The organism is Clostridium hominis, from assembly GCF_014287825.1.
Lineage (GTDB): Bacteria > Bacillota > Clostridia > Clostridiales > Clostridiaceae > Clostridium > Clostridium hominis.
The window spans coordinates 39234-50981 of record NZ_JACOOO010000015.1 but is presented as its reverse complement, the minus strand read 5'-3'; the positions used below and the strand labels follow the sequence as shown (position 1 = coordinate 50981).

Annotated in this window: 17 protein-coding genes; all 17 read left to right on the top strand. The window is 28.2% G+C overall.

What is annotated here, in order from left to right; genetic code table 11:
- Window positions 1–2 precede the first annotated feature (2 nt).
- Window positions 3–1175, top strand: coding sequence for an MFS transporter (locus tag H8S20_RS07995; RefSeq protein ID WP_186859776.1), 1173 nt, complete (start codon window positions 3–5; stop codon window positions 1173–1175).
- Window positions 1176–1195: 20 nt separating this feature from the next.
- Window positions 1196–2083 (top strand): PHP domain-containing protein, encoded by an 888-nt coding sequence (locus H8S20_RS07990; protein ID WP_186859775.1) that lies wholly within the window; start codon window positions 1196–1198, stop codon window positions 2081–2083.
- Between the two features lie 119 nt (window positions 2084–2202).
- Window positions 2203–2430, top strand: coding sequence for a hypothetical protein (locus H8S20_RS07985; protein WP_243177569.1), 228 nt, complete (start codon window positions 2203–2205; stop codon window positions 2428–2430).
- Entirely contained in the window at window positions 2423–2809 is a 387-nt protein-coding gene (locus H8S20_RS07980) for a DUF2085 domain-containing protein (protein WP_366455864.1), read from the top strand. Before H8S20_RS07985 ends, H8S20_RS07980 begins: the two co-directional genes overlap by 8 nt.
- A complete protein-coding gene (locus tag H8S20_RS07975; RefSeq protein ID WP_186859773.1) occupies window positions 2806–3522 on the top strand; it encodes a hypothetical protein in 717 nt (238 codons plus the stop codon). Before H8S20_RS07980 ends, H8S20_RS07975 begins: the two co-directional genes overlap by 4 nt.
- A 91-nt stretch (window positions 3523–3613) precedes the next feature.
- The gene (locus H8S20_RS07970) at window positions 3614–4459 is read left to right on the top strand and encodes an aldo/keto reductase (protein WP_186859772.1); all 846 of its coding nucleotides are present in this window, start codon (window positions 3614–3616) and stop codon (window positions 4457–4459) included.
- 12 nt (window positions 4460–4471) lie between these two features.
- On the top strand, window positions 4472–5089 hold the full coding sequence (locus H8S20_RS07965) for a flavodoxin family protein (RefSeq protein ID WP_186859771.1): 618 nt from the start codon (window positions 4472–4474) through the stop codon (window positions 5087–5089).
- Window positions 5090–5304: 215 nt separating this feature from the next.
- Window positions 5305–5850 (top strand): sigma-70 family RNA polymerase sigma factor, encoded by a 546-nt coding sequence (locus H8S20_RS07960; RefSeq protein WP_186859770.1) that lies wholly within the window; start codon window positions 5305–5307, stop codon window positions 5848–5850.
- Window positions 5850–6572, top strand: coding sequence for a hypothetical protein (locus H8S20_RS07955; RefSeq protein WP_186859769.1), 723 nt, complete (start codon window positions 5850–5852; stop codon window positions 6570–6572). Before H8S20_RS07960 ends, H8S20_RS07955 begins: the two co-directional genes overlap by 1 nt.
- A 202-nt stretch (window positions 6573–6774) precedes the next feature.
- Entirely contained in the window at window positions 6775–7311 is a 537-nt protein-coding gene (locus H8S20_RS07950) for a UBA domain-containing protein (RefSeq protein ID WP_032117355.1), read from the top strand.
- 128 nt (window positions 7312–7439) lie between these two features.
- The gene (locus H8S20_RS07945) at window positions 7440–7667 is read left to right on the top strand and encodes a hypothetical protein (RefSeq protein WP_186859768.1); all 228 of its coding nucleotides are present in this window, start codon (window positions 7440–7442) and stop codon (window positions 7665–7667) included.
- 69 nt (window positions 7668–7736) lie between these two features.
- Window positions 7737–8093, top strand: a complete 357-nt coding sequence (locus H8S20_RS07940) for a nucleotidyltransferase domain-containing protein (protein WP_032117356.1) — start codon at window positions 7737–7739, stop codon at window positions 8091–8093.
- 1 nt (window position 8094) lies between these two features.
- Entirely contained in the window at window positions 8095–8484 is a 390-nt protein-coding gene (locus H8S20_RS07935; protein WP_186859767.1) for a HEPN domain-containing protein, read from the top strand.
- Between the two features lie 48 nt (window positions 8485–8532).
- Complete coding sequence (locus H8S20_RS07930; protein ID WP_186859766.1) at window positions 8533–9075, top strand: DUF4342 domain-containing protein; 543 nt, start codon at window positions 8533–8535, stop codon at window positions 9073–9075.
- Window positions 9076–9089: 14 nt separating this feature from the next.
- Window positions 9090–9770 carry a response regulator transcription factor gene (locus H8S20_RS07925; protein WP_186859765.1) on the top strand — a complete coding sequence of 227 codons (681 nt, stop codon included), beginning with the start codon at window positions 9090–9092 and terminating at the stop codon, window positions 9768–9770.
- Entirely contained in the window at window positions 9763–11019 is a 1257-nt protein-coding gene (locus H8S20_RS07920; RefSeq protein WP_186859764.1) for a sensor histidine kinase, read from the top strand. The genes H8S20_RS07925 and H8S20_RS07920 overlap by 8 nt, the downstream gene beginning before the upstream one ends.
- Window positions 11020–11125: 106 nt before the next feature.
- Window positions 11126–11632 carry a hypothetical protein gene (locus H8S20_RS07915; RefSeq protein ID WP_186859763.1) on the top strand — a complete coding sequence of 169 codons (507 nt, stop codon included), beginning with the start codon at window positions 11126–11128 and terminating at the stop codon, window positions 11630–11632.
- Window positions 11633–11748: the final 116 nt, after the last annotated feature.

Below are 11748 nucleotides of genomic sequence, written 5' to 3'. Positions count from 1 at the left end.
ATATGTTAACGGTATTATTAGTAATTATTTATATTGCATTTATTAGTTTAGGGTTACCAGATGCAATATTAGGATCAGCATGGCCAGCTTTACATCAAGATTTAAGTGTACCTATATCTTATGCTGGAGTAGTAACTATGATTGTTGCTGGAGGAACTATAGTTTCAAGTTTCTTTAGTGGAAAGGTTATAAAGAAATTTGGAACAGGAAAAGTAACTACATTTAGTGTATTTCTAACAGCAGCAGCACTTTTAGGAATTTATTTTTCACATGGTTTTGTATGGATATGTATTCTTGGAATACCACTAGGATTAGGAGCAGGAGCAGTAGATTCAGCATTAAATAATTTCGTAGCACTACGTTATGAGGCAAAGCATATGAATTGGCTACATTGTTTCTGGGGAATAGGGGCTACAGCTGGGCCATTCATAATGTCATTATATTTATTAAAAGAAAATGGATGGAGGTTAGGGTACTTAACAATAGGAATAATTCAAGCAATATTAGTTGTATGTTTATTTGCATCACTTCCATTATGGAAAAGGTTTGAGGTAAAGGATAATGATGAGGAAGATACTCACATAGAGGTGAAGGTATCTACTTTAATAAAATTGCCTGGAGCAAAACCAGCTCTTATATCTTTTTTTTGTTACTGTGCAATAGAGTTAACAACAGGCTTATGGGCTAGTTCATTTTTAGTTGTTAATAATGGATTATCAGCTGAAAAAGCAGCAAAATGGGTATCTTTATATTACTTAGGTATTACAGTTGGAAGATTTTTATCAGGCTTTGTAGCTATTAAATTAGACAATAAACAGATGATAAGAATTGGACAAGTTATATGTATTATAGGTGCTATTTCGCTTATGATGCCATTTTCAAATACTTTACAATTAGTTGGTTTAATATTAATAGGGCTTGGATGTGCACCAATATATCCAGCTATGCTTCATGAAACCCCAAATAGATTTGGCAAAGAATTATCTCAAGGTATTATGGGAATTCAAATGTCTACAGCTTATGTAGGAAGTACATTTGTACCTCCAGTATTCGGATTTTTATCTGGAATAATAGGATTTAATATTTTACCTTATTTTTTAATAATATTAATGGTTCTTATGTTAGTGACATCGGAAAGAGTTAGCAAGGTATGTAAAGCTAAAGAAAATATATAAGAGGTATAAGGAGGAAAATTATGAGCTATGTAGATTTACACATGCATTCAAATTATAGTGATGATGGAGAATTTTATCCTAAGGAATTAGTAGATTTATGTTTAGAAAAAGGAATAAAGTACTTTTCTATAGCAGATCACAATTCTACTAAGGGGATAGCTGAAGCTAAAGAATATTGTAAGGATAAAGATATTACAATAATTCCTGCAATAGAATTAGATTGTACTATTGATGGAGTGAATCTTCATCTTTTAGGATATGGAGTAAATTATAAAAGTGATGATTTTGAGGTAATAGAAGATAATATAATATCTCAAGAGCAAGTAGCGTCTAAAGAACGTATGAGATTAGTTAGAGAGATAGGAATTGATTTTGAAGATTCAGTAATAGAGAGACTATCTAAAAATGGTGTAGTTAATGGTGAAATGATTGCTGAAGCTGCAATGATTTTTGATAAGAATAAAGAGAATACATTACTTAAGCCATACTATAATGGTGGAGTAAGAAGTGATAATCCTTATGTAAATTTTTATTGGGATTATTGTTCACAAGGAAAGCCTGCATATGCTGAAGTGAAATTTATTTCATTACAAGAAGCTATCAAAGTTATAGAAGACAATGGGGGAGTTCCTATATTAGCTCATCCAGGTAATAATATAAAAGAAAATAAAGAGTTATTAAAAAGGATCATTAAAGCAGGAGTCAAAGGATTAGAAGTTTATAGCAGTTATCATAATGAAAGACAAACTACCTTTTATAAAGACTTTGCAATAAATAATAATCTTATTATTACTTGTGGAAGTGATTTTCATGGTAAGACAAAACCAAGTATAAGTATTGGTGGAATAAGCTGTGAAGATAATGAAGAAAAAATAATAGATGAGCTAGGTAAAAAAATTAAACTATAAGATATACTAAATTATATTTTTCATTTTTAAAGCTGTTTAGCAACTAAAGCTATACAGCTTTTTTTATTATTTCAATTTTATAGTATAATATAGATAATATGGTAATTAGGGGTGGTTTTGTGAGTGAATCAAATATAAGGGATAATATTTGTTGTCCATCTTGTGGAAGCAATAATTTAAAGATAATAGTAGAAAAAGAAAATGAGAATTATGATTTATTTAGTGGAATATTAGGAGCAGTTTGTATTGGGCCAATAGGGATGTTATGTGGATTATGTTGTGCTGAAGGAGAGAAAAAGAGGACAACTTGTATATGTAATGATTGTGGGATGAGGTTTAATGGATAATATAAAAGATAAGATATGGCTCACTCTAATGAATTTATTTTCTAATTCGTGTCATCAGAAAGCTGAGAGAAGTTTTTTTATAAATAAATATCAATTTCCTATATGTGCGAGATGTACAGGGCTATTACTAGGATATTTTTTAGGTGTTTTAATATTTATTTTTATAGGGGAAATTTCTTTTATATTTAATGTGATTTTTATATTAATTATGTTTATTGATTGGTTTATTCAGCATCGAGGGATTAAGATCTCTAATAATTTAAGGAGGCTATTTACAGGAAGTTTATGTGGAATTGGAGTAATAGGAGTTTTAGTTAATATATATTTTTTATTAAATAAATATATATTAAGATACTTTGATTGGGGGAGAGGTTTTTGAATAAACTAACAAGTATGCAAAAAAGAATACTATGTTTTATAGGTTTAGGGGTAATATTTATTTTAATGGGAAACAGTAATAACTCACCAGAAATATTTATTCAGAGGATATTTAAGCCTATTAGTAGAAATAATTCGACCTTTAATTATTCTGGCTTTATAGTGATAGGTGGAATTTATTATTGCTTATATAAACTTAATGAAATTAAAGAAAATAGATTAATTAAGACAGGATTTAGAAGATTTATTGTAACCATGCTACTAATAAATATGTTTCCTACAGTATGGAATGATTGTGTGCAAATTTATAAGGGATTTTATAAGGATTTAAATTCAATATATCTTAATCGTGAAAATACTCATATTAATATTAATAAAAATGATGAAGTAATAACTGTAGATGGACAAATAGATATTAAAAATTGTAGCAATGAGACTAAGGAGTTTTACATAAAAATAAAAGCTCCAGCTGTAGTTAAAGAAGATATAGATAAAGATTATGTTACTTTAGCTGAAAAGTATATACTGCATCCTAAAGAAGATAAAACCTTATATATAAGTCAAGAGTTGATGGAAAAAGGTGAAAGTAAATATACAGGTTATGGAGTAAAAGGGTTTGAATATATACTTTTCAATAATGAAGATGAAGTTATTTTTGAAGGGACAATATCAGACTATAAATTTGATAATAGAGATTTATATTATTTAAGGTAATAAAAAATTAAAAAACTCTTGCCCGGTATTAACTACCGACTGGTAATATTATTATAAAATACAAAATAATATAAATAAGGGAGAGGTTTAAATGGAATATTTAACTTTAAATAATGGAATAAATATGCCAGCAGTTGGATTTGGAGTTTTTCAAATAACGGATAAAGAGGAATGTGTTAAGGTTGTACTAGATGCTATTGATGTTGGATATCGATTAATAGATACAGCACAAGCTTATGGGAATGAGGAGGCTGTCGGAGAAGCTATTATTAAATCGTCGGTGCCTAGAGAAGAATTATTTATTACTACTAAAGTATGGATTAGTAATGCTGGATATGAAAAAGCAAAGAAGTCTATTGAAGAATCTCTAAAGAAAATGAAATTAGATTATTTGGATTTAGTATTAATCCATCAACCATTAAATGATTACTATGGAACTTATAGAGCTATGGAGGACTTATATAAAGAGGGGAAAATTAAGGCAATAGGGGTATCGAACTTCTATCCAGACCGCTTAGTTGACTTAGCTTTATTTAATGAAGTAACACCAGCGGTAAACCAAATTGAGATTAATCCATTTCACCAACAATTAATAGCAAAGGAAGTTAACAAAAAGTATGGTGTACAACTACAAGCATGGGCTCCTTTTGCAGAAGGAAAAAATGGAATGTTTGATAATCCTACTTTAAAGTCAATTGGAGACAAGCATGGCAAATCAATTGCACAAGTTATTTTAAGATGGTTACTTCAAAGAGGAATTGTTCCACTATCAAAGACTGTGAATAAAGAAAGAATGTTGCAGAATATAAATATTTTCGACTTTGAATTAACTAAAGATGACATGGATAAAATTTCTGCTTTAGATAAGAAAGAAAGCTCTTTCTTTAACCATCAAGAAGCATCATCAATAGAAATGTTAGCAAGCCTTATTAGATAGGAGGAAGGATAAATGAAGGTATTATTAATAAATGGTAGCCCAAACGCTAAAGGTTGTACTTATACAGCTTTAGAAGAAGTTTCTAAGACATTAAATCAAGAAGGTATAGAAACAGAAATCATTCATGTAGGAAATAAAGATATTAGAGGTTGTATAGCATGCCGTAAGTGTAAAACAAATGGGAAATGTGTGTTTAATGACATAGTTAATGAGGTTGCTCCAAAGTTTAACGAATGTGATGGAATTATAATAGGCTCACCTGTGTATTATGCATCTGCAAACGGAACATTAATTTCTTTTATTGACCGTTTATTCTATAGTATGCCAGCAGATAAGACAATGAAAGTTGGAGCTGCAGTAGTTAGTTGCCGTAGAGGGGGAAATACTAGCACCTTCGATGAAATCAATAAATACTTTACTATTTCAGGTATGCCAGTTGCATCAAGTCAGTATTGGAATATGGTTCATGGTAATTCTCCAGAAGAAGTAAAACAAGACCTTGAAGGAATGCAAACGATGCGTACATTAGGTAAAAATATGGCATTTTTAATGAAGAGTATTCAATTGGGTAAGGAACAATTTGGATTACCTGAAAAGGAATCTCATATCTTTACTAACTTTATTAGATAGAGGTTGGATTATGAAAAATGATGATCAACCATTATATGAAAATTATAAATAAATATCTATAGGTAATATGGAAAAGCAGGATATGAATGTGAATATCCTGCTTTTTATATTTATAAAAAATATTTAGTAAAAAACTTGAAAGGTTTTACTGTTTTTTGCGACTATATTATTGAAGGATGTTAGCTAACAACATAAGAGCTAGGGGTGATAATACTTTGATAGTATATAAAGATAATTATATAAATGAACTTAGATTAAAGAATATAGATGCTTTAAATTATATAGTTGATACATATTCAAATATATTATTTAAGGTTGCATATAGTGTTTTAAACAATAGAGAGTACTCTGAAGAATGTATTAATGATGTTTTTATGGAAATATGGAACAACATAGATAAGTTTAAGAGTGATGAGGAGAAATTTAAAAATTGGATATGCACAATAGCTAAGTATACAGCTATCGACATGTTAAGAAAGATTAAGAAGCATGATAATAATTTAAGTATTGATGAGAAGATTGAGTATAAAGGTGATTCTATAGAAAGTAATTTCGAAAATAGTAATGATTTATTAATTATAAGGAATGAAATAAATTCTATGAATACAAGGGATAAGGAGATATTTATACGGAGATTTTATTATGGAGAAAAGATAAAAGAAATAAGTAAAAGCCTTGGAATTAGTGAAAATGCTGTAAATATAAGAATATTAAGAGGAAGAAAAATGTTGAGCGAAAGGTTAGAAAAGGGGGGAGTTTAATGGATAAAAAATATTATGATTTAATTGAAGAGTTTGATGAAAATAAGCTTCCAGATGTAAACATCAATGAAGAAGAGATTAATAGAGTCAAGAATAAAGTTATAGGTGTTATTAATAGCTTACAAAATGAAAATAAAAATATAAAATTAGATATTAATTTAGAGGATGCTTTAAAGATAAAAGAAAAGCTTGGGGATAATGCTGATAAGGCTATCTTTGGAGTTGAAAGTGCAGGGCTTATGAGAGCACTTATCTTAAAGAGTGTTAGAGAAAAGGAAGGTTTAGATAAAGAAGATATAGTAGATGAATTATTTAGGAATGTACATGCTCCTAATTGGTGGAGAGGTGCTGCTGTATGTTATAAGTTTTTCTTAACTAAAGATAAGTTGATTATATATTCTTTTGATTCACATTATAAAATATTTAGCCATTATAAATTAAACATTGAAGAAATTAAGGGAGCAGGTTTAGCAGGTAAAGCTAAATGTCATATGCATGAAGATGAACAGATTATTATATTACCAAATACAACTATTTATTTAGATCCTAATTATGGTGGAAATAAAGAAGATTTGTTAAGATTTATGGATTCTTTAAAAAAGATTGGGGTAAAGGACATAAATAGAGGTGGATTTCCTTGGCAGTTTTTTATTCAAAAAGTAATGTGGATAGCAATAGCTTTCGTATTTATATTATTAATGATAATGTGTATTAAATTATAATTATTAGATCTAAATTAATTAAAAAAATTAATATTTTAATCTAATTTTAATCTTTCTTATATTTTAGATTAATCTTCCAAAAGTATTATATAACTATAGCAAGGAAATAAAACTTACTACTTAGGTAAATTTGTAGAAGTACACTTACAGTGTAAGTTTAAGTTAAATAAATATTAGATTTAGTTTTTGGAGGTTATATAGTATGGAAAGAAATGAAATGATCGAAGTTTTAATGGGAAAGGCTAATGTAAGTAGAGAGGAAGCTCGAGAGGTTTTAGAAATATGTAATTGGGATCTTTTAGATTCTGTAATTTATTTAGAGAGAAGAGGAAAAGTAGAAAATAATGAAACTACTACAATAATCGAGGTAAAAGCAGAGGAGCAAGAGAAAAAAGAAGAAAATAAAAAGCATGAAGAAAAGTTTGGTGGTATTGGCGAAGTTATCGGAAGAATGTTTAAGTTCTTAGGTAAGTTTATAAGAAAAGGAAATGAAAATTTCTTTGAGGTTAGAAAAGAGAGTGAAAAACCAATAAGAATATCATTAACAATATCATTACTTTTATTAATATTCTTATCTGTACCAAGTATAGTGTTATTAATAGTAGGTTTATTCTGTGGATATAAGTATTCAATATCAGGACCAAGTATGAATTATGAAGGAGTAAATACTGTTTTTGAAGAAGTATCAAAATCAGCAGATACTATTAAAAAAGATTTTAAAGAAGGATATGACAATTAAGAATTTATAATTGATAATTTTTAATTCAAGGATTAAATGGCAAATGGCTTAACTGTTCATTTGTCATTTTTACTGTTTGGTGAGGTTAATTTCATTTAGCTTAGCATTATGTTTATGAATGGGAATATATGGAGTATAATAAAGGTAAGAGAATAAAGGGGGAAAATGGTAGTGGAGAGTGCGTAGAGTATGGGGAATTAGCAAGCGAAGTATTTGGAGAATTTACCTTTGAAAATGACTATGATAAAAAGATAAATGGAGATGTATCAAAGTATAGGAATAAAGAGTCATTAGAAGTTATTATTAAGTGGAATGATAAAGAAGAAACTATTGTATTAAATAAAGTAGAAGAGTAATGTATTACTGGTATATAATATATCTAGCAGGAATAGTGATTATTTATAAAAATAGATAGGTAGTGAAGTATGAAAAATGATGTTGGATATTGCCTTGAGAGTAATCTAAGACAGGAAATAATTAAGGTAAAAAAAGTTTGTACAGGTATATTAAATAATGCTGAAGTTTATCTATTTGGTTCAATATCAAAGGGAATGTATAAAATGAATAGCGATATAGATATTTTGATTTTAATAGATAGTAATAATAGCTTGAAAGAGTTAAGGGATTTAAGGCATTTATTAGAAGATGAAATAGATAAAGTTAAGTTAAGTCGTAACGTTGATATAAAGCTATATAACAAAGATAGATATTTTGAGCTGGCTAAAGAGGTAAGCTTTGAGCAAGCTATAAAAGAAGATTTAATAGATATAAGGATGTGGTAGTATGGTTAAAAGAGATATGTTTTATTTTGCTGATATAGATGAAAAGTTTATAGATTCAACTAAGAATAATGTAGGACTTGAAGATGGAGTTCTTGTACACTGCCAGCAATGTATCGAAAAAAATTTAAAGGCAATAATACAAAAAAAATATGGAATGATTTCAAGAGAGCATAATTTAGTAAAATTACTAGAGGTATTATATTTACAAGATTATAGTCAGTTAAAGAAATATAAAAGCTTATGCAGAGATTTAAAAGATTTTTATTTTAGTAGAAGATATGCTTCAGATGATTATGAAGTATTAACACATGAAGAGTATGTTGAATATATAGAAAATTTTTATAAGCTTTTAAATGAAATAAAAGTAATTAGAAAAGAATTAGAGGAATAGGTGAAATAGCTTGTTCCTTTATTTTTAGCTTAATATGGAGGATTATTTGTGGATAAGTTGAAATTAGTAGATAAGTTAAGAGAGAAGGCTAATATAAGCTATGAAGAAGCTAAGATTGCTTTGGAAAATAGTAATTGGGACATATTAGATGCTATGCTTTATTTAGAGAGAAGAGGAATAGTAGAAGGTCCTTCTGTCAGTATATTTTATTCTAATGAATATAAGGAAAGCTATGATAATAAGCAGAAGGAAGTTTATAGTGATGATAATATAAATAAAAATAATTCTAAGAGTAAAGATAGTTTTGATGGTATTTTCGAAGCTATATGTAAGGTTATAGATACATGTAATAATATATTTCTTCAAATAAAAAAAGATAGTAGAGTACTTGTGAATATTCCACTTACAGTAGTTATAGTACTTTTATTTTTTGCTTTTTGGATAATTATTCCCTTAGCTATTGTAGGATTATTTTTTGATATAGAGTTTATGCTTTCATCGAAGAGATTCAATACCGATAATATAGATAAAGTAAATGCTGTATTTAACAAAATATCGAAAGTTGTTAAAGATATAAAGAAAAAATTTTAAGAGAGGTTTAATTTATGGTTAAGATTTTAATTGTTGAGGATGAAGAAAAAATTGCAAGATTTATAGAGTTGGAATTAAGACATGAAGGATATAAAGTAATAAAAGCCAATAACGGAAGAGATGGTCTTGAAATTGCTGAGAGAGGTGAAGCTGATCTTGTTATACTTGATGTTATGCTTCCAGAAATTAATGGGCTTGAGGTATTAAGGAGACTTAGAAGAACTTCAGATGTTCCAGTTATAATGCTTACTGCTAGGGATGCTGTTATGGATAAGGTATCTGGACTTGATGCAGGAGCAGACGATTATGTAACAAAACCTTTTGCCATAGAAGAATTGCTTGCAAGAATAAGAACAGCTCTTAAAAAGAGAGTAGTTACTGTGAAAAAAGATGAAGATGTATTAAGATGTGGTTTATTAACTTTAGATAAGATGAGACATAAGGTAACTTATGATAATACAGAAGTAGAGTTAACCAATAGAGAGTTTATGATGTTACAAATATTATTAGAAAATAAAAATATAGTTTTAACTAGAGAAGTACTTATAGATAAGGTTTGTGGTTATGATTATGTTGGAGAAACAAATGTGATAGATGTTTATGTAAGATTTTTAAGAGCAAAAATTGATGATGCCTTCAAGACTAAAATAATAACTACAGTACGTGGAGTAGGGTACGTAATTAAAGATGAGTAAGAAGAAAAAAAATAAAAATGTTACATCTATTGCAATAAAACTTAATGCTATATCTGTAAGGGACTTATTCTTAAAGTTTCTTATACTTAATGCATGTTTAATGTTTATACTAATAGTTCTTTGGTGTATGGATTCAGAAAAGAGATTTTTTGGAGAGGTTGTACAAAATGCACAAAGACATGTTGATTTTTATCCTATAGAAACAGCCACCTACACAGTAACTTTAGATAGTGGAAAGACATTAGTCCAAAATGCTAGTGAGTTTTTATATGTTCTTAGAAAGATAGTTATAATACTAGGAATTATTGAAGGTATATTCTTATTAGAAGAAATAATATTTGGAACAGCAAAGGTTAGAAAAAGATTAAAACCACTTAATGATATAGCTGAAACAGCAAGTAGACTTAGTAATATGGACTTTAGTGAAGAAAGGTTCCAAAGCTTAGAAGATGCTATAGCTAAAATAAGTCCTGTAAGTACGGATGAAAGAATACATATAGGGGATAGTGAGCTTCATGGGTTAGAGGATGCTATAAATAAGTTATTAGATAGAATGAGAGATTCTTATAGACAGCAGGCAAGGTTTGTTTCAGATGCATCTCATGAGCTTAGAACTCCGATTTCTGTAATACAAGGTTATGCAAATATGCTAGATCGTTGGGGGAAAAATGATAAAGAAATATTAGATGAATCTATTGCAGCAATAAAATCTGAGTCTGAAAATATGAAAAATTTAGTTGAACAATTACTATTCTTAGCTAGAGGTATTAATGGAAAAACTCAACTTACAAGAACAGAATTTTTACTAAATGATATGATAGGTGAAGTTTTTGAAGAGTCTAAGATGATAGACCAAAATCATATATATAGATATATCAATTCAGAAAATATAAGCATTAATGGAGATAGTGGACTACTTAAGCAAACCGCTAGAATATTAGTAGAAAATGCTGCTAAGTATACTGAGTCCGGAGGAGAAATAATACTTAAAGTAGGGACAAATCCTAAAGGAGAACCATATTTTTATATACAAGATAATGGAATAGGAATAGATAATGAAGATATACCATATATATTTGAACGTTTCTTTAGAGCAGATACTGCAAGGGTAAGAAAGAATGGAGGTACAGGGCTTGGACTATCTATAGCAAAATGGATTATTGATAGCCATAAGGGATTCTTTAGTGTTTTAAGTAGAAAAGAAATTGGAACTAGAATAACAGTATTTTTACCCAAAGTAGATAGTTGAAGAAATAGAAGAATCATTTATTATGATTAGTTTTAACTATTAAGAATCAATAGGTTTAAATTATCATAAATTAAAAGGGATATGGAAATAGGAGGATAAAGAAATTATGAAAAAAATTATTATTTCTTTATTAATATCTATAATCTTTTTAACTTCATGTTTAGTAAGTGATTCTAAAGATAAATCTCAATCAAATAATACATCAAAAGATAATAATGCTTCTTCAGGTGAAGATATAGCTAAAGAAGATATTAGTAAGAAGGTTAAAGATTATATTATTAATGGACAAAATGATAAGTCAGAAGCAGAAAAATATAAATGGAGTACTAGGTTTCTAAATGAGGTTGATATAGAAAGTTTATATAATCAATATATATCAGCAGGAAATAACGCAGAAAATATAGAAGACTTCACTAAATATATTACATTAAATGCACCTATATTAAGCAACTGGGAAGAACTATTTAAAAGTGATTTAAAAGAAACATATGGAGAAGAAGTTGTTAAATTAGAACATTTAGAAGGAGATTTATATCAAGCTTATGTAAACAAAAATGGATCAGAAGTACCTTTTGTTGTAGTTTCATCAAGGACAGGTTATTTCCATGGATAGAATAGATAGATAATACAAATAATAGTAAGATAAGTTATATAAGAGATAGCTTATCTTATTTTTATACGTAAAATTATGTAATAATAGATTGGAATTAAGGATTAAATAAAGTTCTT